Raw genomic sequence first — 25,362 nt, 5'->3', positions numbered from 1 at the left:
AGGAGACGAGAAAGAAGAGGGAAATTCGCCCATCCGTTGCAGATGGGCGAAAGGCAGTATTAGTCGCACTGCACCTTAATGGCCAGGCCACCACGGGACGTCTCGCGGTATTTCGCGTTCATGTCTTTGCCGGTTTCGTACATGGTTTCAATCACCTTATCCAGCGACACGCGAGGTTCGCTGGTACGGCGCATCGCCATACGTGAGGCGTTGATGGCTTTCACCGAGGCAATCGCGTTACGCTCGATGCACGGAACCTGCACCTGGCCCGCGACCGGGTCACAGGTCAGACCGAGGTTATGTTCCATACCGATTTCGGCCGCCACGCAGACCTGCTCAGGGCTTGCGCCCAGCAGCTCTGCCAGACCCGCCGCCGCCATAGAGCAGGCAACGCCGACTTCACCCTGACAGCCCACTTCAGCACCGGAGATGGAGGCGTTCATTTTGTACAGCGTACCGATGGCACCTGACGCCAGGAAATAGCGGATATAGATGTCCGGCGTTACAGGCTCAATAAAGTGATCGTAGTAGGCCAGCACTGCCGGAACGATACCGCAGGCACCGTTGGTTGGCGCCGTCACGACGCGGCCACCGGCGGCGTTTTCTTCGTTAACCGCCAGGGCAAACATGTTCACCCAGTCGACCACGTTCATCGGGTCGTTAGAGAACTTGTCTGTGGTCACCAGCATACGACGCAGGGCAGAGGCACGACGCGGCACGCGCAGTGGACCCGGCAGAACGCCTTCGGTGTTCATCCCACGATCGATACAGGCGCGCATGGTTTGCCAGACGTTCGCAAAGTAGTCTTCAATCTCTTTTTTGCTGTGCAGCGCCAGTTCGTTCTGCATCACCATGCCGGACAGTGAAAGACCGGTCTCTTTGCAGTAGCCCAGCATCTCGGTAGCCGATTTGAACGGGTACGGTACGTTGACGTCGCCGACGCTATCTTTGCCAAAATGCTCTTCATCGACGATGAAGCCACCGCCGATGGAGTAGTACGTTTTGCTGTAAATCTCTTTTTCACCGCTATAAGCGTGAATGGTCATGCCGTTTTCATGCAGCGACAGGTTGTCGCTACGAAAACGCATGCCGTCATCCTGCGGGAAATCGACTTCCTGCTGGCCGTTTGCCAGCAGCAGGCGGCCGCGTGTTTCCACGTCGCGGATGAATGCCGGGATGGCATCAATATCAACGGTATCCGGCATATTCCCTGCCAGACCCATAATAATGGCGATATCGGTGTGGTGGCCTTTACCCGTTAATGACAGCGAGCCGTAAACATCCACGGCGACACGGGTAACGCTTTCCAGTAATCCTTTTTCGACCAGATCATCGACGAACTGTTTACCGGCCTTCATCGGGCCAACAGTATGGGAAGACGAAGGGCCAATTCCCACTTTGAACATGTCGAATATACTAATCACTTTCACACTCCTGACAGGGTTACCGGGGTTCCAGTAACGATGTTATAACTGCGCATAGTGTAAGAGGGAACACCGACCTCGGCTTAACTATTCACATGAATTAAACTAATGGTTGACGATGGGTTTTGCTAATAGCGCGACGCAGATCGCAAACCTGGTAGAAGAGGGCGGAATGTAAAGTATAGTCAAGGCTTCAGGCCGATTTGCAACGCCAGCTCACGAATAATGCCCGCCGTCATGCCCCAGACAAAATAATGCTGATACCAGGACAACCAGACCCGATGGTCATGCCCACGACGCTGAATATCCAGCGGGTGATAACGACTCAGTCGGAGGGCTTCATCCAGCGGCATTTCAAACACCGCAGAGACTTCATCGACGCTGGCGTGATACTGCAGGCCCGGCGGGATAATGCCTACCACCGGCGTGACCTGAAAACCAGTGACGCTGTCGACGGGCGGCAGCACGCCGATGACCTCCACAGCCTCCGGCGGAATGGCAACCTCTTCCTGCGCTTCCCGCAGCGCGGCGGCAATCAGCGAGGCGTCGGAGCTGTCTACGGCGCCCCCCGGAAAAGCGACCTGACCCGCGTGCTTACGTAAATGGGGAGAACGCTGGGTGAGCAGCAGGCCCGGCTGCGCGCGACGCACGACCGGGATCAGCACAGCCGCCTGACGCTGATTCAGCGCCTCGCGGTTGACCTGCGGTCGTAATAGCTGAAAGCGAGATAAAAAATCATCCAGCGTCAGGTTCTCTTTTTCCACCCGTGATTACTCCAGTTGTTTCAGGATACGGTTAACTTTATCAAAGGTTTCCTGATATTCCGCATCGACCTCGCTATCGGCAACAATGCCGCCCCCGGCTGAACAGTAAAGGTTTCCGTTGCAGGCGGTCAGCGTGCGAATGGTAATGCTGGTATCCAGCGTGCCGCACAGGCTGATATAGCCAATGCTGCCGCACCAGGCGTTGCGGCGGTGCGGTTCCAGCTCATCAATGATCTCCATCGCCCGCACCTTTGGTGCACCGGTGATGGAGCCGCCCGGGAACGCCGCGCGCAGAAGATCGCAGGCCGTGCGGGAGGCCGGTAGCGTCGCGGTGATGGTACTGACCAGATGATGCACCGCCGGGAAAGGCTCGACGACAAACAGTTCCGGCACGCGCACGCTGCCCGGAACGGCCACCCGGCCAATATCGTTACGCATCAGATCGACAATCATCAGGTTTTCGGCGCGGTCTTTCGGCGAGGCGGCCAGCTTTTCCGCCTGCTGGCGGTCGGCATCGGGATCGGCAAGACGCGGCAGAGTGCCTTTAATCGGACGGGTTTGAATCGTGCCCTCGGCCAGATGAATAAAGCGCTCAGGTGACAGGCTGAGTATTGCCCCCTGTTCCAGACGGACAAACGCGCTGAACGGCGCCTTATTGCTGGCATTAAGACGGGTAAATGCCTGCCACTCATCTCCCCGGTATGTCGCCTGGAAACGCTGGGCGAGGTTAACCTGATAGCAGTCACCGCTTTGCAGATACGCCTGAACGCGCGAAAATTTTTCGGCATATTCCGCTGCGCTCATATTTGAGCGCCAGCCGGAGGTCAGCGTGAACGTCTGTGCCGGTGCAGGCTGTTGCGCCTCAAGCCACGCCAGACGCGCCTGCACGTCATGATGGCTCAGCAGGGAAACCGTTTTTTTCTGGTGATCAACAATTAACGCCCAGTCATACAGCCCCACGGCCATGTCTGGCAGGGAAATATCAGCCTGCGCATGTTCCGGCAGCGTTTCGAAACGGCGACCCAGATCGTAACCAAACAGGCCCAGCGCGCCCCCCTGAAAAGGAAGGTCCGGGTTCGGTGTGGCAGATAAGCCCAGCGCGTTAATGGCTTGCTGAAGCTGCATAAGCGGATCGTCCGTTCGCGACAGATCATTGGTCGTCAGTGTCTTCAGCGGATCGGCTACCAGGATATCAAAGCGGCTATAAGGGTGGTCCGCGTGGCCAGAATGCAGCAGCATCGCAAAAGGAAGGTGGCTCAGACGGGCAAACCAGAATTCCGCAGCGTCTGTACGCCAGGGCAAGGTAATAACAGTGGGGAAGCGCATGTTCATGTGTGGCATACTACCGGGTAGCGTGAAATAATTAGCGCGAATAATTTAGCAGGAGTTGACGATGTTTGCAGGTTTACCTTCTCTCAGTCATGACCAACAGCAGAAAGCGGTTGAACGCATTCAGGAACTGATGACCCAGGGTATGAGCAGCGGAGAGGCGATTACCGTTGTCGCTCATGAAATTCGCGCCAGTCATACCGGCGAGCGGATTGTGGCGCGATTCGAAGATGAAGATGAAGAAGAGTAACCGGGCTTAAACCGCCGCGATAATCTTGATCTCAACCTTATACTCCGGTTTCATCAGCGTAGCCTGTACGGTGCAACGTACAGGCGCGTGACCCGCCACAACCCATGCATCCCAGGCTTTGTTCATTGCCGCGAAATCGTCTTTATTTGCCAGGAAAATCGTCGCATCCAGAATGCGGGATTTGTCGCTACCTTGCTTAACAAGCACTGCATCAATTTGCGCCAGGGTGTTAGCCGTCTGTTCGAAGGCATCTGCATCCAGGTTAGCGGGGACGCCGGTGTAGTAGAGCGTCTGGTTGTGGATCACCACATCAGACCAGCGGGCTTCGGCATCAATGCGCACAATCGTCATAAACGTTTCCTCGTTATTTTTCGTCATCAGGCGGCAAGACTGCCATATTGTTCCGTTGTCGTCACTATTTGGGGTGGCACTGGAGAGGATGGGCTGACATAATCCCTGTGCAAAAATACAGTGAGAGAGCACCGTGGCAGACGATTTTTCCCCTGAAGGTCAATTAGCGCAGGCTATTCCCGGCTTCAAACCCCGTGAGCCTCAGCGTCAGATGGCGCACGCCGTTGCACGCGCCATCGATAAGGCTCAGCCGCTGGTGGTTGAAGCCGGAACCGGCACGGGTAAAACGTATGCTTACCTGGCTCCGGCGCTGCGCGCGAAAAAGAAGGTGATTATTTCCACCGGATCGAAGGCGCTGCAGGATCAGCTCTACAGCCGCGATTTGCCCACAGTGGCCAAGGCGCTGAAATACAAGGGCCGTCTGGCCTTGCTGAAGGGGCGCTCCAACTATCTTTGCCTGGAACGTCTTGAGCAGCAGGCGCTGGCTGGCGGTGACCTGCCGGTGCAAACCCTCAGCGACGTCATTATCCTTCGCGCCTGGGCGAACCAGACCGAAGAGGGCGATATCAGCACCTGTGCGAGCGTGCCGGAAGACTCACCTGCCTGGCCGCTGGTGACCAGCACCAATGACAACTGCCTCGGCAGCGACTGCCCGCTGTATAAAGACTGCTTTGTGGTGAAAGCGCGCAAAACGGCGATGGATGCGGATGTGGTGGTGGTGAATCACCATCTGTTCCTCGCGGATATGGTCGTCAAGGACAGCGGTTTCGGCGAATTGATCCCGGAGGCGGACGTGATGATCTTCGACGAAGCCCATCAGCTTCCGGACATCGCCAGCCAGTATTTTGGTCAGTCGCTTTCCAGCCGCCAGCTTCAGGATCTGGCGAAAGATTTCACCATCGCTTACCGAACCGAACTCAAAGATACCCAGCAGTTGCAGAAGTGCGCCGACCGCCTGGCGCAAAGCGCGCAGGATTTCCGCTTACAGCTCGGCGAGCCGGGCTATCGCGGTAACCTGCGCGAACTGCTGGCGGACAGCAATATCCAGCGCGCGCTGCTGCTGCTCGATGATGCCCTGGAACTCTGCTACGACGTGGCAAAACTGTCGCTCGGCCGTTCCGCGCTGCTGGATGCTGCCTTCGAGCGCGCCACGCTCTATCGCGGGCGGCTCAAACGGCTGAAAGAGATCAACCAGCCGGGGTTCAGCTACTGGTATGAGTGCACCTCGCGGCATTTCACGCTGGCGCTCACGCCGCTGACGGTGGCGGATAAATTTAAAGAGGTGATGGCGCAAAAACCGGGAAGCTGGATCTTCACCTCGGCAACCCTGTCGGTGAATGACGATCTGCATCACTTCACGGAACGTCTTGGCATTGAGGAGGCGGAATCGCTGCTCCTGCCCAGCCCGTTCGATTACGAAAAACAGGCGCTGCTCTGCGTTCCCCGTAATCTGCCGCTGCCGAATCAGCCGGGTGCGGCGCGCCATCTGGCCGCGATGTTAAAACCGATGATCGAGGCCAACAACGGCCGCTGTTTTATGCTCTGCACCTCTCACGCCATGATGCGTGACCTCGCCGAGCAGTTTCGCGCCACCATGACGTTACCGGTGCTGCTGCAGGGCGAAACCAGTAAAGGCCAGCTGTTACAGCAATTTGTCAGCGCCGGTAATGCCCTGCTGGTGGCAACCAGCAGCTTCTGGGAAGGGGTCGATGTGCGGGGAGACACCCTCTCGCTGGTGATCATTGATAAGCTGCCGTTTACCTCCCCGGACGATCCGCTGCTGAAAGCGCGAATGGAAGACTGCCGTCTGCGCGGCGGCGATCCGTTCGACGAGGTACAGCTGCCGGACGCGGTGATTACCCTCAAGCAGGGGGTAGGGCGATTGATCCGCGACGTCACCGATCGCGGCGTGCTGGTCATTTGCGATAACCGGCTGGTGATGCGCCCTTACGGCGCGACCTTCCTTGCAAGCCTGCCGCCCGCGCCGCGGACGCGGGACATAAAACGCGCTGTGCGTTTCCTGGCAAACCCAACGGCGGAGTAATTTACCCCGGAGTGTGCTAAGATGCGCGCCATTTTGTGACTGACCCTTGCGAGAGCGCGACGACTGATGCGAATTCTGGCTATTGATACCGCGACAGAGGCTTGCTCTGTCGCTCTGTTGAACGACGGTGCTGTTTCTGCTCATTTCGAAGAGTGCCCCCGGGAACACACCCAACGCATTCTGCCCCTGGTAAAAGCCATTTTAACCCAGGGCAACACCTCCTTAACCGACCTCGACGCGCTGGCCTTTGGCCGTGGCCCTGGCAGCTTTACGGGCGTACGTATCGGGATTGGTATTGCGCAGGGGCTGGCGCTGGGCGCCGAACTGCCGATGATCGGCGTCTCTACCCTTGCCACCATGGCGCAGGGCGCATGGCGCATGACCGGAGCAACGCGCGTGCTGGCAGCGATTGATGCCCGCATGGGCGAAGTTTACTGGGCAGAATACACCCGCGACGAACAGGGCGTATGGCACGGTGAAGAGACGGAAGCCGTGCTTAAGCCGGAAGCGGTCACTGAACGACTGCAACAGCTCTCCGGTGAGTGGGCGACCGTCGGCACCGGCTGGCCGGCGTGGCCGGAGATGGCGAGCGGCACCGGGGTGACGCTGGTGGACGGCAACGTGCTGCTGCCGGCTGCGGAAGATATGCTTCCGATTGCCTGCCAGCTGCTCGCAGCAGGAAAAACCGTTGCCGTTGAACACGCGGAGCCGGTTTATTTGCGAAACACCGTTGCGTGGAAGAAACTTCCGGGCCGCGAGTGAATCTCAGTAACAGGAACTGAGAAAAAGGAGTCGCATCATGGCGGTTCAGACTAAAGTAGTACGCCTTATTATGGCAGGTGCAGTTGCCATAGCACTGAGCGGATGCGTTTCCGTTCCTGATGCGATTAAGGGCAGCAGCCCGACGCCACAGCAGGATCTGGTTCGGGTGATGAATGCGCCTGAGCTTTACGTCGGCCAGGAAGCGCGCTTTGGCGGTAAGGTAGTAGACGTACAAAACCAGCAGGGGAAAACCCGTCTGGAGATCGCGACCGTTCCGCTGGACAGCGGCGCGCGGCCTGTACTGGGCGAGGCCTCCCGGGGACGTATCTATGCGGACGTCAGTGGCTTCCTCGATCCGGTCGATTTTCGCGGACAGCTGGTGACCGTCGTCGGACCGATTACCGGCGCCGTGCAGGGCAAAATCGGCAGCACGCCGTATAAATTTATGACCATGCAGGTTAACGGGTATAAACGCTGGCGGCTGGCACAGCAGGTGATCATGCCGCCTCAGCCGATGGATCCGTGGATGTGGGGTCCGCATCCTTATCGTTACGGCTACCCGGGCTGGGGTTGGTACAACCCGGGTCCTGCACAGGTTCAGACGATCGTTACTGAGTAACTTACTGTTATTGTTAGGAAAGAGACAGCGGCTCAGCCGCTGTCTCTGTTTTTTTACGGATAAAACGAAAAAAAAGAGTGACGCGCTTCGCAACCTTAAATCTGAACAATTAATAAACTGGTACGCTGAGTTAATATAATGTTAACAAACTGTTTATTATCGGGGTTGTGATGACGACGAACACTCATTTCAGAGGTGATGCATTGAAGAAGGTTTGGCTTAACCGTTATCCCGCAGATGTTCCTGCTGAGATCAATCCTGACCGTTATCAATCCCTGGTGGCATTATTTGAACACTCGGTAAGGCGCTACGCGGACCAACCCGCATTCGTGAATATGGGCGAGGTCATGACGTTCCGTAAGCTTGAGGAGCGTAGCCGGGCGTTTGCGGCGTATCTTCAGGAAGGGCTGGGGCTGCAAAAAGGGGACCGCGTCGCGCTGATGATGCCAAACCTGCTGCAATACCCGGTGGCGTTGTTCGGTATCCTGCGAGCCGGGATGATTGTCGTCAACGTCAACCCGTTGTACACCCCGCGCGAGCTGGAGCATCAGCTGAACGACAGCGGCGCGGTCGCGATTGTCATTGTGTCCAACTTCGCCCATACGCTGGAAAAAGTGGTCGACAAAACCCAGGTTAAACACGTCATCCTGACGCGCATGGGGGATCAACTCTCCACCGCTAAAGGCACGCTGGTTAACTTTGTCGTCAAATACGTCAAACGTCTGGTGCCAAAATACCACCTGCCGGACGCCATCTCCTTCCGCAGCGCGCTGCATGCGGGTTACCGTATGCAGTATGTGAAGCCAGAAGTGGTGGCGGAAGACCTCGCGTTTCTGCAGTATACCGGTGGCACCACCGGCGTGGCGAAAGGCGCGATGTTGACCCACCGGAACATGCTGGCGAACCTTGAGCAGGTTAACGCGACTTACGGGCCACTGCTGCATCCTGGAAAAGAGCTGGTCATTACGGCCCTTCCGCTGTACCACATTTTCGCCCTCACCATGAACTGCCTGCTGTTTATTGAGCTGGGCGGTCAAAACGTACTGATTACGAACCCGCGTGACATCCCGGGGCTGGTGAAAGAGCTGGCGAAATACCCGTTCACCGCCATGACCGGGGTAAATACCCTGTTTAACGCGCTGCTTAATAACAAAGAGTTCCAGCAGCTGGATTTCTCCACGCTGCATCTCTCTGCGGGCGGCGGCATGCCGGTTCAGCAGGCGGTCGCCGAGCGCTGGGTGAAGCTCACCGGTCAGTATTTGCTGGAAGGATACGGACTGACGGAATGTGCTCCGCTGGTCAGCGTCAACCCACACGATATCGACTATCACAGTGGAAGCATTGGTCTGCCGGTTCCTTCCACAGAGGCCAAACTGGTCGATGATAACGATAACGAAGTCGCGCCGGGTGAGCCGGGTGAGCTGTGCGTCAAAGGTCCGCAGGTGATGCTGGGTTACTGGCAGCGCCCCGATGCGACCGACGAAATCATCAAAGACGGCTGGCTGCACACCGGTGATATTGCGGTAATGGATGACGAGGGCTTCCTGCGCATCGTCGATCGCAAGAAAGACATGATCCTGGTCTCCGGCTTCAACGTCTATCCGAATGAGATCGAAGACGTGGTTATGCAGCACAGCGGCGTACTCGAAGTGGCTGCTGTAGGCGTCCCTTCCGGCAGCAGCGGCGAAGCGGTCAAAATATTTGTGGTCAAGAAAGATCCTTCGCTCACCGAGGAGGAGCTGATAACGTTCTGCCGTCGTCAGCTGACGGGCTACAAGGTGCCGAAGCTGGTTGAATTCCGCGATGAGCTGCCGAAATCCAACGTCGGAAAGATATTACGACGAGAATTACGTGACGAAGCCCGTGGCAAAGTAGACAATAAGGCCTGAGCTTCACGCTAATCGCCCAGACGCCGGTTAAGCCGGCGTTTTTTATGGGCGCAAACAAAAGAGAACCCGTTTTGAATTACCAGATGATCACGACCAATGACGAGCTGGCTTCGCTGTGCGAAGTGACGCGCGACTTTCCTGCCATTGCCCTGGATACCGAGTTTGTCCGTACCCGGACCTATTATCCGCAGCTGGGTTTGATTCAGATGTACGACGGCAAACATGTCTCTCTGATCGACCCTCTCGGCATTACCGACTGGACGCCGATGCGTGACCTGCTGCTCGATACCGCCGTGACGAAATACCTGCACGCGGGCAGTGAAGATCTGGAAGTCTTTCTGAACACCTTTGGCATTATGCCTCAGCCGTTGATTGATACGCAGATCCTCGCCGCGTTCAGTAATCGTCCGCTCTCGTGGGGTTTTGCCGCCATGGTGGAAGAGTATACGGGCCTGACGCTGGATAAAAGTGAATCCCGTACCGACTGGCTGGCGCGTCCGCTAACCGCACGTCAGCTGGAGTATGCGGCGGCAGACGTGTTTTACCTGCTGCCGATTGCCGGACAGCTGATGAAAGAGGCAGAAGCCTCTGGATGGCTCTCTGCGGCGCTGGACGAGTGTCGTATGACCCAGCAGCGTCGCCAGGAAGTGGTTGACCCGAAAGAGGCCTGGCGTGATATCAGCAACGCCTGGCAGCTGCGTACGCGTCAGCTGGCGTGTCTGCAGCTGTTAGCGGACTGGCGTCTGCGTAAAGCGCGCGAGCGCGATCTGGCCGTTAACTTTGTGGTTCGCGAAGAGCATCTCTGGGCGGTTGCGCGCTATATGCCGGGCAGCCTGGGCGAGCTGGACAGCATTGGGCTTTCGGGCAGCGAGATCCGCTTCCACGGCAAAACCCTGCTGGCGCTGGTCGCAAAAGCGCAGGAGCTGCCGGAAGATGCGCTGCCGGAACCGCTGCTGAACCTGATGGATATGCCGGGCTATCGCAAAGCGTTTAAGGATATCAAAGCGCTGGTGCAGACAGTTGCAACGGAAAGCAAACTGACCGCGGAGCTACTGGCCTCACGTCGTCAGATTAACCAGCTGCTGAACTGGCACTGGAAGCTGAAACCGCAGAATGGCGTGCCGGAAATGATGGCGGGATGGCGCGGGAAATTGATGGCCGATCGCCTGAATACGCTGCTGGAAGGTTTTCCGCGATAAAAAATATGCCGGGCGATAGACCCGGCATATTCCCCCGGTGGCTTTGCGCTTACCGGGGCTACGAAATCACAAACCTACGGTCGCGACTCTTCCGCTTCCGGGAGCGTAACGTTCAGCTCCAGAATCGAAATATCCCCGTCTTTTTGTTCCAGCTGCACCGTAACCATCTCCGGATCAATCTGCACATATTTACAGATCACTTCCAGAATGTCCTTACGCAGCTGCGGCAGGTAGTGAGGCTCGGCGTCGCTACGACGACGCTCCGCAACGATAATTTGCAGACGTTCTTTTGCGATGTTGGCGGTGTTCTTTTTCCGCGAGAGAAAAAAGTCCAGTAATGCCATAACTTATCCTCCGAACAGGCGTTTGAGGAAACCTTTCTTCTCTTCTTCAATGAAGCGGAAAGGACGTTCTTCTCCCAGCAGACGATCAACGGTATCAGCATACGCTTTACCTGCATCTGCCGTTATATCAAGGATCACTGGCTCGCCCTGGTTAGAGGCACGTAACACGGACTGATCTTCCGGGATTACGCCCACCAGTTTAATGCGCAGGATCTCCAGCACGTCTTCCATGCTCAGCATGTCACCTTTGTTCACGCGGCCCGGGTTGTAGCGGGTGAGCAGCAGGTGTTCTTTAATCGGGTCTTCGCCATTTTCCGCACGACGGGATTTAGAGGCGAGGATGCCCAGAATGCGGTCTGAGTCACGCACGGATGAAACTTCAGGGTTGGTGGTGATGATTGCTTCATCAGCGAAGTAGAGCGCCATAAGGGCACCGGTTTCGATGCCGGCAGGAGAGTCGCAGACAATGAAGTCGAACTCCATTTTTTTCAGCTCGTCGAGCACCTTTTCCACCCCTTCACGAGTCAGGGCGTCTTTGTCACGCGTCTGAGAAGCCGGGAGAATGTAGAGGTTCTCGGTGCGCTTGTCTTTAATCATCGCCTGGTTCAGCGTGGCATCGCCCTGAATGACGTTCACGAAATCATACACGACGCGACGCTCACATCCCATGATGAGGTCGAGGTTACGCAGACCGATATCGAAGTCGATAACGATGGTTTTCTTTCCCTTCTGGGCCAAACCAGTAGCGATGGCCGCGCTGGAGGTGGTCTTGCCAACGCCTCCTTTACCCGAAGTAACAACAATAATGCGTGCCATAGAAATTCCTTGTTAAAAAGGGATCAATTCAACGGTTGAACGGTCAACGCGTCGTCTGCCAGAAGCAGGCGAGCCGCTTTGCCATAAAATTCGGCTGGGATCTTGTCGCTCAGCCAATATTCACCTGCGATGGACACCAGTTCCGCCGTCAGGTGAGTACAAAATATTTGCGCATCTCGATCGCCACTTGCACCTGCGAGCGCACGTCCACGCATCATACCGTATACGTGAATATTGCCATCTGCAATCAGCTCAGCGCCAGCACTGACGTGGCTTGTAACAATTAGATCACAGTTTGGTGCATAAATGCGCTGACCGGAACGAACCGGCACATCAATCATTCGCGTTTTTGTGACGGTAGTAACGTTTTGCACCGCAGGAGGGGGCGTTTGTACGGCAACGGGTGCCGCACGAGGGGCTTTTTCTTTGCCCTCACTCAGAAGAGGCAGCCCCGCACGGTCAATTTCCGCTTTCAGCTCAGTATCTTTGCAGCCGCTAATGCCCACGATACGCAGTCCGGTCGAGGAGACGGCCTGCTGGAGAAGTTTCCAGTTAACCGGAGCCTTAAGACCGCTGACGTTGATAACAACAGGGGCGTGCTTCAGAAAGGCGGGAGCCTGGGCGATTTTGTCTTCTAACGCCTGACGAATAACCTCGGGTTTTGCATCATGCAAATGTACCACTGATAAGGTGAAGCTACTGCCTTTAAGCTCGATGGGCGTGTTTGACATCCTGGCCTTACTCAATTTGCTATTAACCGCAACCACTCGCTGCGATATTCCGAAGAGTATCAGGCATGTTATAGTCAGGAGTATATTGAGGCAAGCAACCACCCATTAATTCAGAGTAAAAACATGTTTTGTGTGATCTACAGAAGTACAAGCCGTGACCAGACCTATCTTTATGTCGAAAAGAAAGACGATTTTTCACGCGTGCCTGAAGAATTAATGAAGAACTTTGGCCGACCACAGCTGGCGATGCTGCTGCCGCTTGATGGTCGTAAAAAACTGATCAATGCCGATCTGGATAAAGTGAAAACGGCCTTAGCTGAGCAAGGCTATTATTTACAGCTTCCACCGCCACCCGAGAATTTATTAAAACAACATCTTGAGGCGAACGGTAAAAAATAGTCTCAACTGTTTTTGGGCACAACACATCAACCGTTTAGGGGGCGACCATGTATCAACATCATAACTGGCAAGGTGCATTACTGGATTATCCCGTCAGCAAAGTCGTCTGCGTGGGCAGCAACTATGCAAAACATATTCAGGAGATGGGCAGCGCGACGCCAGAAGAGCCGGTTCTGTTCATTAAGCCTGAAACGGCGCTTTGCGATATCCGCCAGCCGCTGGCGCTGCCGCAGGGGCTGGGCTCGGTGCATCACGAAGTTGAACTCGCCGTGCTGATCGGCGCGACGCTGCGCCAGGCCTCAGAAGAACATGTTCAGAAAGCGATTGCCGGATACGGCGTGGCGCTGGATCTGACGCTGCGTGACGTGCAGGGCAAAATGAAGAAAGCAGGGCAGCCGTGGGAAAAAGCCAAAGGGTTTGATAACGCCTGCCCGATCTCGGCGTTTGTTCCGGTGAGCGAATTTACCGGCGATCCGCAGGACACCCCGCTTAGCCTGAAGGTTAACGGCGAGATCCGCCAGCAAGGCACCACGGCAGACATGATCCATAAGATTGTGCCCCTGATCGCCTACATGAGCCGCTTCTTTACCCTGAAACCGGGCGATGTGATCCTGACCGGAACCCCGGAAGGTGTTGGTCCGCTGCTCAGCGGTGATGAGCTTGAGGTCGGTTTTAACGGCCTGTCGCTGAAAACCCGCGTGCTGTAACCCCCTCTTGCCGCCTGAAGAGGGCGGCAAAACTTGCAACAACGTGCCAGACTCGTTATAAGGTGCGCTTTCTTTTGACGTGTGGACATCCTGATGAACGACATCCCTTTCTGGCAAAGCAAAACTCTCGACGACATGACTGACGCGGAATGGGAATCATTGTGCGACGGCTGCGGGCAGTGCTGCCTGCACAAGCTGATGGATGAAGATACGGACGAAATCTACTTCACCAACGTAGCCTGCAAGCAGTTAAACATTAAAACCTGCCAGTGCCGCAACTATGAGCGCCGGTTTGAATTTGAGCCTGACTGTATCAAGTTAACCCGGGATAATCTGCCGACGTTTGAATGGCTGCCGCATACCTGCGCGTATCGCCTGCTGGCCGAAGGGAAAGATTTACCGACCTGGCACCCGCTGCTGACGGGGTCGAAAGCGGCGATGCACGGTGAACGCATTTCTGTGCGCCACATTGCGGTTAAAGAGTCCGAGGTGCGCGACTGGGAAGATCACATCATGAACCACCCGACCCGTTGACAATAAAAAACCCGCCGAAGCGGGTTTTTTATTGTGTTTGTGCGGCCTGATGCCCTCACCCCAACCCTCTCCCACGGGAGAGGGCGCAAACACTAAAAACGGCAACCTCGGTTGCCGTTTTGCTTTTACCTTCCGAACAAATCGCGTTTCTTCGGTTTGAACGGCTGAGCGATTAGCACCAGCAACGCAACGACGAAGTAGGCGGCAAAAATACCCACCAGCCACTGCGGCATCTCCAGCGTCAGGAATTCCCACTGACGAACGGAGCAGTCACCGGATGCGACAAACACCTGCGGCAGCCATTTGTCCAGCGGCAGCCAGCTCGGGAAGCGGGCGGCAAAATCACAGGTCATAAACGGTGACGGATGCAATTGCATCATGGTGTGCTGCCAGGAGAGTTCAATCCCTTTCCAGGCGCTGTAGATCCAGATGGCAATACCGGCATAGCGAAGCGGCGATTTCGGGGCAATCGCGCCGACCAAGCCTGCACCCATAATGCCGAACAGTGCGCAGCGTTCATAAATACAAAGCACGCAAGGTTTCAGTCCCATTACATGCTGGAACCACAGCGCGACCATTTCCAGCGCAAAGGCGGTCAGGGCCATTAACAACCACGCTCCGCGACCGCGGGAGCACTGGTTTAAAAATCTCAACATAATCATTTCCCTGGAACATGCTTAGAAAGCGCAGTGTAAACGAATTCGTTTTTCGCGCCACCTGTACCTGGCGAAATAAAACGTAATTGGATGTTTATCGTGCGAAAAGGCAAACGGGCAGCGAACTGCCCGAGATGCATAGTTTACTGCGCCGCAAGTATACCCGCTTGTATCAACCATTGCGTACAGGGAATGAGGGTAATTTTGACGCAAAGCAATCCCACGATCGTGAGCACCAGCGTATACGGCAGCGCCATCCACACCATCCTGCCATAAGAAAGTCGTATGAGCGGCGCGAGGGCGGAGGTCAGAAGGAACAGGAAGGCGGCCTGGCCATTTGGCGTCGCCACCGACGGCAGATTAGTGCCGGTATTGATCGCCACGGCCAGCAGTTCAAACTGTCCGGCGCTGATAACGCCTTGCTCCATGGCCGCTTTGGCCTCGTTGATGTAGACCGTCCCGACAAAGACGTTATCTGAGATCGACGAGAGCAGGCCGTTAAACAGGTAAAACAGCGAGAGCTGAGCATCCGGTGACGCCTGTAATACAAAGGCAATAATCGGCGCGAACAGGTGTTGGTCGATAATCACGGCCACGACGGCAAAGAACACCGCCAGCAGGGCGGTAAACGGCAGGGCTTCGGTAAACGCTTTGCCGATGGCATGTTCGTCCGTCACACCGGTAAAGGTGGTGGCGAGAATAATGACTGACAGGCCAATCAGCCCCACTTCGGCAAGATGGAACGCCAGCGCCGCGATAAGCCAGACGCCGATGATCCCCTGAGCAATCAGTCGTAGCGTCTCCTGGCGCGTCCGCTGGCTTCGGCTCTGCAGATCGAATTTATGCAGCTCCTGACGAACCGGCTCCGGGAGCTGCGCACCATAACCAAAGAGGCGAAACTTCTCCACCAGCAGACAGGTTGCCAGCCCGCCGATCAGCACCGGTACGCTCACCGGCGCCATTCTGAGGAAGAACTCACCGAAGTGCCAGCCCGCCGCTTTGGCAATGATCAGGTTTTGCGGCTCGCCCACCATGGTCATCACGCCGCCCAGGGCGGTACCCACGCCGGCATGCATCATCAGGCTGCGCAGGAAGGCGCGGAACTGTTCCAGGACGTCACGGTTATGCGCCTCGACGTGGCTGTCATCCTGCAAATCCTCACCCGGGCGAGAGGAGGCCACACGGTGATAAATACCGTAAAACCCAACCGCTACGCTTATCACCACCGCGACGACCGTCAGCGCATCCAGGAAGGCCGACAGGAAGGCGGCCGCAAGGCAAAACGCCAGCGAGAGGAACATTTTCGATGGAATGCTGAGCAGCAGGCGCGTGAAGATAAACAGCAGCAGCTGTTTCATGAAGTAGATGCCCGCCACCATAAACATCAGCAGCAAAAGCACTTCAAGGTTAGACGCCAGCTCTGCTTTGACATGCTCGGCGCTGGTCATACCGATAACGACGGCCTCAAACGCCAGCAATCCGCCCGGCAGCAGAGGATAACATTTCAGCGCCATCGCCAGGGTGAAGATAAACTCCGCCACCAGCAGCCACCCGGCAATGAACGGGTTCACGCTGAAGAGGAGGGGGTTAACGACCAGGAACACCAGAAGTATAAGTTTGTACCAGTCCGGAGACTGGCCTAAAAAGTTGCGCCACAGTGCGCGCCCAAAAGAAATTTCCACGACAGACGTCCTTCCCCGTCAAGTAAGACAAAACATCAGTATACGCAAAAATCGCGGCCTGGAGGCAGATAAGGCTGCATTGTAAATTTCACAAAAATGAAACGGCGATCCCTCTTTTCTCTCTTTGCCGCGCTACCTGCCACTGCCTGCCTCTGGTATGATGAGTCCAATTTGCTAAAGCTGTGTAATGGAAATCTCACTATGGTCATTAAGGCGCAGAGCCCGGCGGGTTTCGCGGAAGAGTACATCATTGAAAGCATCTGGAATAATCGTTTCCCTGCGGGGTCCATTCTTCCGGCTGAACGCGAACTCTCTGAACTGATTGGCGTCACTCGCACCACGCTGCGTGAAGTGCTCCAGCGGCTGGCGCGCGATGGCTGGTTGACGATCCAGCACGGTAAGCCTACGAAAGTGAACAACTTCTGGGAAACCTCCGGGCTGAACATTCTTGAAACGCTGGCGCGTCTCGACCATGAAAGCGTGCCGCAGCTCATTGATAATCTGCTCTCCGTTCGCACCAACATCGCGACGATCTTTATTCGTACCGCTTTCCGTCAGCATCCGGAAGACGCCCTTGCGGTGCTGGCCAGCGCGAACGAGGTGGAAGATCATGCCGATTCCTTTGCCACCCTCGATTACAATGTGTTTCGCGGCCTGGCGTTTGCCTCCGGCAACCCGGTGTATGGCCTGATCCTCAACGGTATGAAAGGGCTTTACACCCGCATCGGCCGCCACTACTTTGCCAATCCGGAAGCGCGTAGCCTGGCGCTGGGCTTCTACCATAAACTGAGCAAGCTCTGTACTGAAGGCCTGCACGATCAGGTTTATGAGACGGTGCGCCGCTACGGTCATGATTCCGGTGAAATCTGGCACCGTATGCAGAAAACGCTGCCGGGTGATTTAGCGATTCAGACGCGCTAAAAGAAAAAACCTCTCGTATGAGAGGTTTTTTTTCGCCCGGTGGCGCTTCGCCTTACCCGACCTACGGGTCTTGTAGGCCCGGTAAGCGTAGCGCCACCGGGCAAAAAAAGCTGCACTACAGCGTATTCAACCGCGTCGGGCAACGTTCCAGCAGCTCTACGCTCCCGTCTTCATTCTGCTGCTCCAGCTGCACGTCAAAGCCCCACAGGCGATGCACATGCTTCAGCACCTCTTTACGCCCTTTATCCAGCGGCGCGCGGTTGTGCGGGATATAGCGCAGCGTCAGGGAGCGATCACCGCGCAAATCGACGTTCCATACCTGTATATTCGGTTCAAGGTTGCTCAGGTTGTACTGGGAAGAGAGGCGAGAGCGGATCTCACGGTATCCCTCTTCGTTATGGATCGCGGAAATCTCCAGATAGTTGTTGCGGTCATCGTCCAGCACGGTGAAGAAGCGAAAATCACGCATGATCTTCGGCGACATAAACTGGCTGATGAAGCTCTCATCCTTAAAGTCGCGCATCGCAAAGTGCAGCGTTTCCAGCCAGTCAGAACCGGCGATATCCGGGAACCAGTACTTGTCTTCTTCCGTCGGCGACTGGCAGATGCGCTTAATGTCCTGGAACATGGCGAAGCCAAGCGCATACGGGTTAATCCCGCTGTACCATGGGCTGTTGTAGGGCGGCTGGAAGACCACGTTGGTATGGCTGTGGAGGAATTCCATCATGAACCGCTCGGTCACTTTCCCTTCGTCGTACAGATGGTTAAGAATGGTGTAGTGCCAGAAGGTCGCCCAGCCTTCGTTCATGACCTGCGTCTGCTTTTGCGGGTAAAAATACTGGCTCACCTTGCGCACGATGCGCAGGATCTCACGCTGCCATGGCTCCAGCAGCGGGGCGTTCTTCTCCATAAAATAGAGCAGATTTTCCTGCGGCTCGGACGGATAACGACGCGCTTCGGTGACCGCTTTCTCTTCCTCACGCTTCGGCAGGGTTCGCCACAGCATGTTCACCTGGCTTTGCAGGTACTCTTCGCGGCTTTTCTGCCGGGCCTTCTCCTCCTGCAGGGAGATTTTCTGCGGACGTTTGTAGCGGTCCACGCCGTAGTTCATCAGCGCATGACAGGAGTCGAGCAGTTTTTCCACTTCGTCCACGCCGTAGCGCTCTTCGCAGTCGGTAATGTATTTACGGGCGAAGATCAGGTAATCGACGATGGAGCTGGCATCCGTCCAGCTGCGGAACAGGTAGTTATTCTTGAAAAATGAGTTATGACCGTAGCAGGCGTGCGCCATCACCAGCGCCTGCATGGTAATGGTGTTCTCTTCCATTAAATAGGCGATACACGGGTTGGAGTTAATGACAATCTCATACGCCAGCCCCTGCTGGCCGTGCTTATACAGCCGCTCCGTTTCAATAAATTTTTTACCAAACGACCAGTGCGGATAGTTAATCGGCATCCCGACGCTGGAGTAGGCGTCCATCATCTGTTCGGACGTAATGACTTCAATCTGATGGGGATAGGTATCCAGACGATACAGTTTTGCGACCCGGTCGATTTCGGCGAGGTAAACATCCAGCAGCTCGAAGGTCCAGTCGGGTCCATCGCTCAGACGTGTGTTGTCCTTGTTCAGGGAATCAATAGTAGCCATTAGCGCGCCCTCGTTGTGGGTGCTCTCTCTGTCTGGAGAGCCTCCTTATCAAGCATAGATCAACGTGTTAAAAAGCGTGCTGGGGCAGAAATTTTTTCTTTGCGATTTCGCGTTTTTGATACGGCAAATAAACGGTGTCTCTCAGCATATTATGCTGGTTAAAAATAACGCGTAGCAGGAGATCCCAAATTAGCACTATCCCCTGATGCTGGGGGATGTGTGAGGTAAGTCACCATAAAAAAGTCGTATGTTGAATAATATTTTCAACTAGGTTATCAATCTGTAATTAGAAGATTGTTCTTTTGCACATAATGGAGTGGCTATGCGTGTTGTCATACTGGGAAGTGGTGTCGTTGGGGTAACCAGCGCCTGGTATTTAAGTCAGGCGGGACATGACGTAACCGTTATCGATCGTGAATCCGGTCCAGCGCTTGAAACCAGCGCGGCAAACGCCGGGCAAATCTCTCCGGGGTATGCGGCACCGTGGGCTGCGCCGGGCGTTCCGCTGAAAGCGATTAAATGGATGTTCCAGCGCCATGCGCCGCTGGCCATCAGCCTTGACGGCACGCAGTTCCAGCTGAAGTGGATGTGGCAGATGCTGCGCAACTGCGACACCCGCCACTACATGGAGAACAAAGGGCGTATGGTGCGCCTGGCGGAATACAGCCGCGACTGTCTGAAAGCGCTGCGCGCGTCGACGGGGATTGAGTATGAAGGCCGTCAGGGCGGGACGCTGCAGCTGTTCCGCACCGAGCAACAGTACGAAAATGCCACCCGCGATATCGCCGTGCTGGAAGATGCCGGCGTACCGTACCAGCTGCTTGAGGCCAGCCAGCTTGGCCAGGTTGAACCGGCGCTGGCGGAAGTGGCGCATAAACTGACGGGCGGCCTGCGCCTGCCAAATGACGAAACCGGCGACTGCCAGCTCTTTACGCAACGTCTGGCACAAATGTGCGAACAGGCGGGGGTGAAGTTCCGCTTCAACACCTCTGTCGACAAGCTGCTGTCGGAAGGGGAAAAAATTTACGGCGTGAAGTGCGGCGACGAGGTGATCAAAGCGGATGCCTACGTGATGGCGTTTGGTTCGTACTCCACCGCCATGCTGAAAGGCATTCTCGACATTCCGGTCTACCCGCTGAAGGGCTACTCGCTGACCATTCCGGTGAAAGAAGAGAGCGGCGCCCCGGTATCGACCATTCTGGATGAAACCTACAAAATCGCCATTACCCGCTTCGATAACCGTATTCGCGTAGGCGGCATGGCAGAGATCGTCGGCTTCAATACCGAGCTGCTGCAGCCGCGTCGTGAAACGCTGGAGATGGTCGTGGGCGATCTCTTCCCGCGCGGGGGTTTTGTTGAGCAGGCGACGTTCTGGACCGGCCTGCGTCCGATGACCCCGGACGGCACACCGATCGTGGGCCGCACGCCGTTTAAAAACCTGTGGACCAATACTGGACACGGCACGCTTGGCTGGACGATGGCCTGCGGATCGGGCCAGCTACTGAGCGACCTGATTTCCGGGCGCACGCCGGCAATTCCGTTTGACGATTTAAGCGCCGCGCGCTATCAATCGGGGTTTACGCCTTCGCGTCCACAGCATCTGCACGGCGCGCATAACTAAGGAGTTGTCATGTCCCGTCCTGTTCTGGCCCAGCTGAACCTGCAGGCCCTGAAGGATAATCTGCAAATTGTTCGTCGGGCGGCACCTGGTTCGCGCGTCTGGTCGGTGGTGAAAGCGAATGCCTACGGCCACGGTATCGACCGTATCTGGAGCGCGCTGAGCGCGACCGACGGCTTTGCGCTACTGAATCTGGAAGAGGCCATTCTGCTGCGCGAGCGCGGCTGGAAAGGGCCCATACTGCTGCTGGAAGGGTTCTTCCACGCCGACGATCTGCCGCTGCTGGATAAGTATCGGCTGACCACCAGCGTTCACAGCAACTGGCAGATTAAGGCGATTCAGGATGCGAAGCTCCATGCTCCGCTGGATATCTATCTCAAGGTGAATAGCGGCATGAACCGCCTGGGCTTCCAGCCTGAGCGGGTGCATACGGTCTGGCAGCAGCTGCGCGCCATGAAGAACGTGGGCGAAATGACGCTGATGGCGCATTTTGCCGACGCGGAAAAAACCGACGGGATTGCCGATGCCATGGTCCGCATTGAGCAGGCGGCAGAAGGGCTGGATTGCCCACGTTCGCTGTCCAACTCGGCGGCTACGCTGTGGCATCCCGAGGCGCACTATAACTGGGTGCGTCCGGGAATTGTTCTCTACGGTGCGTCTCCCTCAGGCCAGTGGCAGGATATCGCCAACAGCGGCCTGAAGCCGGTTATGACCTTGCGCAGTGAAATCATTGGCGTGCAGACGTTGAAGGCCGGTGACACGGTGGGCTACGGCAGCCGCTACCGGGCAAAGGGCGAGCAGCGGATTGGCATCGTGGCGGGCGGGTATGCCGACGGCTACCCGCGCATCGCGCCGACCGGCACGCCTGTCTGGGTAGATGGGGTTCGCACGGGAACGGTGGGCACCGTATCAATGGATATGCTGGCCGTTGACCTGACGCCATGCCCGCAGGCGGGCATCGGTTCACCGGTCGAGCTGTGGGGTAACGAAATTAAGATTGATGACGTGGCTGCCGCGGCGGGCACGGTCGGGTACGAATTGATGTGCGCGCTGGCACCGAGAGTGCCGGTTGTGACGGTGTAACGAATGTTTGTGTCGGGTGGCGCTAACGCTTACCCGACCTACGTTCGAGGGTTTTGTAGGCCGGGTAAGGCGAAGCCGCCACCCGGCAAAAAACAACTACTCCGTTTCCTCTTCCATCGGCCTCAACCCCACTTTCCGTACCGCGTTATCTTCTTTTTCGGCAACCGTCCAGATCATCCCGGCAAACTCCACCTGGTCTCCTACTACCGGGGCAGCGCCAAGCCGCTGCTGGATGATTTCGCCCAGCGTTTGCTGGTTATCACCGTCTTCAGCCCCCTCATCCAGGCCGTAAATCAGCGCGACATCGGCAAACCTGGCGCTGGCTTCCAGAATAAAATCGCCGAAGAAACGCTGATCCAGCGCCACCGGAGGTGACTGGCTGAACAGTTTGCCCAGCGCGGGCAGGTCGCGTTCGCGGCCAATGACGCAGAGAATATCCCCTTCGCGCAGGCGGGTGCTGCCGGTAGGGTGCAACAGGATATTGTCGCGGAACAGGGCGGCAATGCGCGTTTCGGCCGGCATGTGCAAATCGCGCAGTGAGGCCCCCACGCACCATTTGTCGGCGCTCAGCTGATAGACGAACTGTTCCCACGGATTTTCCGGATGAATGTCGAGCCCCACGCGGGAGACCGGCCAGCCCACGGGAGGCACCACGACTTTGGCTTTTTTCGCCGCCCACCCAAGCGAGGTTCCCTGGAACAGCAGCGAAATCAGCACCACGAAGAACGCCACGTTAAAGAACAGACGCGCGTTATCCAGACCGGCCATCATCGGGAACACCGCAAGGATAATCGGTACCGCGCCGCGCAGGCCCACCCAGCTGATGAACACCCGCTCGCGCAGGTTGAAGCCGCGAAACGGCAGCAGGCCTGCAAACACTGACAGCGGACGGGCGAAGAAGATCATCCACGCAGACAGCAGCAGCGCCGGAACGGCGATCGGCAGCAGGTCCGACGGCGTGACCAGAAGGCCCAGTACCAGAAACATGCCGATTTGTGCCAGCCAGGCCAGACCGTCAAAGTTCTGCAAAATGGCATGCCGGTTGCGAATAGGGCGGTTGCCCATCAGGAACCCGCAGAGGTAGACGGCGAGAATACCGCTGCCGTCCAGCGCGGTGGTGACGGCAAAAATGAGAATCCCGCCGCTCAGCGCCAGCAGAGGGTAAAGCCCCAAAGGAAGCGATATACGGTTGATCGTCTGCTGTAACAGATAGCCCCCCGCCAGACCGATAACAATCCCCAGGCCGAACTGCTGCAGGATATGCCACGCAAACATCCAGCTCAGCCCACTTTCATGCTGCTGAATCATCTCGATCAGCGTGATGGTGAGAAATACCGCCATTGGATCGTTACTGCCGGATTCAATCTCAAGCGTGGAGCCGACACGTTCGTTAAGCCCTTTTCCGCCGAGCAGGGAAAACACCGCTGCCGCATCGGTTGAGCCAACGATAGCACCAATCAACAAACCTTCCATGATATTAAGATGGAAGAGCCATGCGGCCATCATGCCGGTCAGGCCAGAGGTAATCAGCACGCCGACCGTGGCGAGCGACAGCGCGGGCCCTAAGGCCACGCGGAAAGAGCTCGCCTGGGTGCGCATCCCACCGTCCAGCAGGATCACCGCCAGCGCGAGGTTACTCACCATGTAGGCGAAAGGGTAGTTATCGAAGGGGATACCGCCAATGCCATCAATGCCGGCCAGCATGCCGATGGCGAGGAAAATGACAAGAATAGGTATGCCGAGACGCGATGAAAATGAACTTAATAAAATACTGCTGGTTACAAGGACGGAACCCAAAATGAAAAGGCTGATTATCGCTGCGGCATCCAATGTTCTCTTACTCCCACCTCAATGTTAACGCTGTTACTAAAACCCTAACATATTAACAACGGCAACAGCGTTTTATTAAGGGGGTATAACGGCTTTTTTATGCCTTTATGACAGGATGGCCGCTGAGGGTTAGCCGACTGCCTGAATCATTGTGGATCAGGGAGGCGTGCGCCCCCAGCGCCAGAGTCACGGTTTGCTGTTCATGGCCGAAATCCAGACCGGTGATGACCGGAATATCCAGCCGCGAGCGAACGAAGTCGACCATGGTCTCAAGGGAGTAACCCGCGTCATAGTCATTCGGGGCAGAACCGCTAAAGCTGCCCAGCACAATCGCGGACTGGCGTTCAAGAATACCGGCATGATAAAGCTGCAAGAGCATGCGCTCGACGCGGAACGGATGTTCGTTGATATCTTCCAGCACCAGAATGCCGTCCTCGATTTGCGGCATCCACGGCGTGCCGATAAGCGAGACCAGCATCGCCAGGTTACCGCCCCAGAGCTGGCCTTCACATTCCCAGTGCGGCCCATTGCCTTGCCACTCCACGCTGTAGGTGGGATTACGCAGCGCGCGCCAGAAATGTTCCACGGTAAACGCATCCAGCTCCGGTGCGCCGAAGTTACCGGCCAGCATCGGACCGCTGAAGGTGATAACGTTATGCAGGGCCAGCAGCCCAAGCTGGATGACGGTGAAATCGCTGTGGCCGCAAATCAGCAGCGGGTCGTGCTGCTGGCGCAGTGCCAGCCCCTGCCAGTCAATGCTCTCCAGTAACCGGCTTGCACCATATCCGCCGCGGACTGCAAGCACAATCCGGTTTTCGCCCGTCAGGCTCACCAGACTATTGATATCATTCAGCCTCTGCGCTTCGGTACCGGCAAAACGCTGCTGGCGGCGGGGGATAATCGTCTGATTTTCTACCTGATGACCCGATTCCAGCAAACGCTGAACCCCCCGCTGCGCCGCGTCCTGGTTAATGCAGTAGCCCGACGGCGCGATGAGATGAAACTGAGACATGGCACTTCCTTGCTGAATGAGAAACTAATTGTCTATATCATGCCGCTTATACGCCGCCTGCTTCAAGAGGTGGCGCACCGCGATGACCGGCTATAAGGATAGATGACGTGAAATTGAGATGGTTTGCTTTTTTGATTGTGTTGCTCGCTGGCTGTAGTTCAAAACATGATTATCAAAACCCACCCTGGAACCCGGAAGTGCCGGTGAAACGGGCCATGCAGTGGATGCCGATCAGTGAACAAGCCGGTAAAGCCTGGGGCGTCAGTCCGCGTCTCATCACGGCGATCATTGCGGTAGAGTCCGGCGGTAACCCCACGCTTGTCAGCAAATCCAACGCGGTGGGTCTGATGCAGCTTAAAGCGTCAACGGCGGGGAAAGAAGTTTACCGCTATATGGGCTGGAGCGGTCAACCGTCGACCAGCGAGCTGAAGAACCCGGAACGCAACATTTCAATGGGTACGGCCTATCTGAGCATAATGGAGCATGGCGTGCTGAAGGGGATTCAGGATCCGGAGGTGATGCAGTACGCGCTGGTGGTGTCTTACGTTAACGGTGCCGGCGCGTTGCTCAGAACCTTCTCTTCTGACCGTAAAGAGGCGATAGAAGAGATTAACAGCATGGACAAAGACGAGTTCTTTGAACATGTGGCGAAAAACCACCCGGCACCACAGGCGCCTCGTTATATCTGGAAAGTACAGAAAGCGATGGATGCCATGTAATGCCGCAGACGGGCGGCGGTCACGCTGCCCG

At 56.3% G+C, this 25,362-nt stretch carries 25 protein-coding genes and 1 pseudogene; 14 read left to right on the top strand and 12 right to left on the bottom strand.

Annotation, left to right across the window (positions count from 1 at the left end):
* Positions 1-59 precede the first annotated feature (59 nt).
* The 3 genes from sdaA to pabB form a co-directional block, all read right to left on the bottom strand.
* Positions 60-1,424: an L-serine ammonia-lyase gene (sdaA, locus tag FU672_RS01915; RefSeq protein WP_148241935.1), complete on the bottom strand. Its 1,365-nt coding sequence runs from the start codon at positions 1,422-1,424 to the stop codon at positions 60-62.
* Between the two features lie 185 nt (positions 1,425-1,609).
* Positions 1,610-2,188, bottom strand: coding sequence for a CoA pyrophosphatase (locus tag FU672_RS01910; RefSeq protein WP_047652298.1), 579 nt, complete (start codon positions 2,186-2,188; stop codon positions 1,610-1,612).
* Between the two features lie 6 nt (positions 2,189-2,194).
* Positions 2,195-3,520 (bottom strand): aminodeoxychorismate synthase component 1, encoded by a 1,326-nt coding sequence (gene pabB, locus FU672_RS01905; protein WP_148241934.1) that lies wholly within the window; start codon positions 3,518-3,520, stop codon positions 2,195-2,197.
* 61 nt (positions 3,521-3,581) lie between these two features.
* On the opposite strand from pabB, the gene FU672_RS01900 reads away from it, so the two are divergent.
* A complete protein-coding gene (locus FU672_RS01900) occupies positions 3,582-3,767 on the top strand; it encodes a YoaH family protein (protein ID WP_148241933.1) in 186 nt (61 codons plus the stop codon).
* Between the two features lie 6 nt (positions 3,768-3,773).
* On the opposite strand, the gene FU672_RS01895 is transcribed toward FU672_RS01900, so the two are convergent.
* Positions 3,774-4,118 carry a RidA family protein gene (locus FU672_RS01895; protein ID WP_134350647.1) on the bottom strand — a complete coding sequence of 115 codons (345 nt, stop codon included), beginning with the start codon at positions 4,116-4,118 and terminating at the stop codon, positions 3,774-3,776.
* A 133-nt stretch (positions 4,119-4,251) separates the two neighbouring features.
* Between FU672_RS01895 and yoaA the strand changes: the two genes are divergently transcribed.
* The 5 genes from yoaA (at position 4,252) to rnd (ending at position 10,631) form a co-directional block, all read left to right on the top strand.
* The gene (gene yoaA, locus FU672_RS01890; protein ID WP_148241932.1) at positions 4,252-6,162 is read left to right on the top strand and encodes a DNA repair helicase YoaA; all 1,911 of its coding nucleotides are present in this window, start codon (positions 4,252-4,254) and stop codon (positions 6,160-6,162) included.
* Positions 6,163-6,228: 66 nt separating this feature from the next.
* Positions 6,229-6,924, top strand: coding sequence for a tRNA (adenosine(37)-N6)-threonylcarbamoyltransferase complex dimerization subunit type 1 TsaB (gene tsaB, locus FU672_RS01885; protein WP_148241931.1), 696 nt, complete (start codon positions 6,229-6,231; stop codon positions 6,922-6,924).
* A 37-nt stretch (positions 6,925-6,961) separates the two neighbouring features.
* A complete protein-coding gene (locus FU672_RS01880; RefSeq protein WP_148241930.1) occupies positions 6,962-7,543 on the top strand; it encodes a Slp family lipoprotein in 582 nt (193 codons plus the stop codon).
* Between the two features lie 203 nt (positions 7,544-7,746).
* A complete protein-coding gene (gene fadD, locus FU672_RS01875) occupies positions 7,747-9,432 on the top strand; it encodes a long-chain-fatty-acid--CoA ligase FadD (protein ID WP_148241929.1) in 1,686 nt (561 codons plus the stop codon).
* 71 nt (positions 9,433-9,503) lie between these two features.
* The gene (rnd, locus tag FU672_RS01870; protein ID WP_148241928.1) at positions 9,504-10,631 is read left to right on the top strand and encodes a ribonuclease D; all 1,128 of its coding nucleotides are present in this window, start codon (positions 9,504-9,506) and stop codon (positions 10,629-10,631) included.
* 74 nt (positions 10,632-10,705) lie between these two features.
* On the opposite strand, the gene minE is transcribed toward rnd, so the two are convergent.
* The 3 genes from minE to minC are packed head-to-tail and all read right to left on the bottom strand — an operon-like array spanning position 10,706 to position 12,522.
* The gene (gene minE, locus FU672_RS01865) at positions 10,706-10,975 is read right to left on the bottom strand and encodes a cell division topological specificity factor MinE (RefSeq protein ID WP_008500504.1); all 270 of its coding nucleotides are present in this window, start codon (positions 10,973-10,975) and stop codon (positions 10,706-10,708) included.
* Between the two features lie 3 nt (positions 10,976-10,978).
* On the bottom strand, positions 10,979-11,791 hold the full coding sequence (gene minD / locus FU672_RS01860) for a septum site-determining protein MinD (protein ID WP_148241927.1): 813 nt from the start codon (positions 11,789-11,791) through the stop codon (positions 10,979-10,981).
* Positions 11,792-11,814: 23 nt separating this feature from the next.
* Positions 11,815-12,522: a septum site-determining protein MinC gene (gene minC, locus FU672_RS01855; protein WP_148241926.1), complete on the bottom strand. Its 708-nt coding sequence runs from the start codon at positions 12,520-12,522 to the stop codon at positions 11,815-11,817.
* Positions 12,523-12,645: 123 nt separating this feature from the next.
* Between minC and FU672_RS01850 the strand changes: the two genes are divergently transcribed.
* From FU672_RS01850 to ycgN, 3 genes are all read left to right on the top strand, one after another.
* Positions 12,646-12,921, top strand: coding sequence for a YcgL domain-containing protein (locus tag FU672_RS01850; protein ID WP_029742143.1), 276 nt, complete (start codon positions 12,646-12,648; stop codon positions 12,919-12,921).
* Between the two features lie 47 nt (positions 12,922-12,968).
* On the top strand, positions 12,969-13,628 hold the full coding sequence (locus FU672_RS01845) for a fumarylacetoacetate hydrolase family protein (RefSeq protein ID WP_148241925.1): 660 nt from the start codon (positions 12,969-12,971) through the stop codon (positions 13,626-13,628).
* Positions 13,629-13,721: 93 nt separating this feature from the next.
* The gene (gene ycgN / locus FU672_RS01840; protein WP_048029481.1) at positions 13,722-14,162 is read left to right on the top strand and encodes a cysteine cluster protein YcgN; all 441 of its coding nucleotides are present in this window, start codon (positions 13,722-13,724) and stop codon (positions 14,160-14,162) included.
* A 125-nt stretch (positions 14,163-14,287) separates the two neighbouring features.
* Here the strand turns inward: ycgN and dsbB are convergent, their stop codons facing one another.
* Together dsbB and nhaB are read right to left on the bottom strand one after the other, a co-directional pair.
* The gene (gene dsbB / locus FU672_RS01835) at positions 14,288-14,818 is read right to left on the bottom strand and encodes a disulfide bond formation protein DsbB (protein ID WP_024909807.1); all 531 of its coding nucleotides are present in this window, start codon (positions 14,816-14,818) and stop codon (positions 14,288-14,290) included.
* A gap of 143 nt (positions 14,819-14,961) precedes the next feature.
* Positions 14,962-16,500: a sodium/proton antiporter NhaB gene (gene nhaB / locus FU672_RS01830; protein WP_148241924.1), complete on the bottom strand. Its 1,539-nt coding sequence runs from the start codon at positions 16,498-16,500 to the stop codon at positions 14,962-14,964.
* Positions 16,501-16,701: 201 nt separating this feature from the next.
* On the opposite strand from nhaB, the gene fadR reads away from it, so the two are divergent.
* Positions 16,702-17,421: a fatty acid metabolism transcriptional regulator FadR gene (gene fadR, locus FU672_RS01825; RefSeq protein WP_063143834.1), complete on the top strand. Its 720-nt coding sequence runs from the start codon at positions 16,702-16,704 to the stop codon at positions 17,419-17,421.
* 115 nt (positions 17,422-17,536) lie between these two features.
* Here the strand turns inward: fadR and FU672_RS01820 are convergent, their stop codons facing one another.
* The gene (locus FU672_RS01820) at positions 17,537-19,069 is read right to left on the bottom strand and encodes a SpoVR family protein (protein ID WP_148241923.1); all 1,533 of its coding nucleotides are present in this window, start codon (positions 19,067-19,069) and stop codon (positions 17,537-17,539) included.
* 322 nt (positions 19,070-19,391) lie between these two features.
* Here FU672_RS01820 and FU672_RS01815 point away from each other — a divergent pair, with 322 nt between their 5' ends.
* The 3 genes and pseudogenes from FU672_RS01815 to FU672_RS25535 form a co-directional block, all read left to right on the top strand.
* Positions 19,392-20,690: a D-amino acid dehydrogenase gene (locus tag FU672_RS01815; RefSeq protein ID WP_032647721.1), complete on the top strand. Its 1,299-nt coding sequence runs from the start codon at positions 19,392-19,394 to the stop codon at positions 20,688-20,690.
* 9 nt (positions 20,691-20,699) lie between these two features.
* Positions 20,700-21,770, top strand: a complete 1,071-nt coding sequence (dadX, locus tag FU672_RS01810; RefSeq protein ID WP_148241922.1) for a catabolic alanine racemase DadX — start codon at positions 20,700-20,702, stop codon at positions 21,768-21,770.
* Between the two features lie 3 nt (positions 21,771-21,773).
* Positions 21,774-21,923, top strand: a pseudogene (locus tag FU672_RS25535) (hypothetical protein); the annotation flags it as partial.
* Here FU672_RS25535 and FU672_RS01805 read toward each other — a convergent pair.
* Complete coding sequence (locus tag FU672_RS01805; protein WP_148241921.1) at positions 21,867-23,600, bottom strand: potassium/proton antiporter; 1,734 nt, start codon at positions 23,598-23,600, stop codon at positions 21,867-21,869. The pseudogene FU672_RS25535 and the gene FU672_RS01805 overlap by 57 nt on opposite strands.
* 97 nt (positions 23,601-23,697) lie before the next feature.
* Positions 23,698-24,612 (bottom strand): muramoyltetrapeptide carboxypeptidase, encoded by a 915-nt coding sequence (gene ldcA / locus FU672_RS01800; RefSeq protein ID WP_148241920.1) that lies wholly within the window; start codon positions 24,610-24,612, stop codon positions 23,698-23,700.
* Between the two features lie 107 nt (positions 24,613-24,719).
* On the opposite strand from ldcA, the gene emtA reads away from it, so the two are divergent.
* The gene (emtA, locus tag FU672_RS01795) at positions 24,720-25,331 is read left to right on the top strand and encodes a membrane-bound lytic murein transglycosylase EmtA (RefSeq protein WP_148241919.1); all 612 of its coding nucleotides are present in this window, start codon (positions 24,720-24,722) and stop codon (positions 25,329-25,331) included.
* Positions 25,332-25,362: the final 31 nt, after the last annotated feature.

Origin of the sequence: Enterobacter asburiae (assembly GCF_008080435.1) — a bacterium.
In the GTDB taxonomy this organism is placed as follows: Bacteria; Pseudomonadota; Gammaproteobacteria; order Enterobacterales; family Enterobacteriaceae; genus Enterobacter; species Enterobacter asburiae_C.
Note: the sequence above shows the minus strand (reverse complement) of the source record. Positions and strands in the feature narration are given on the sequence as shown.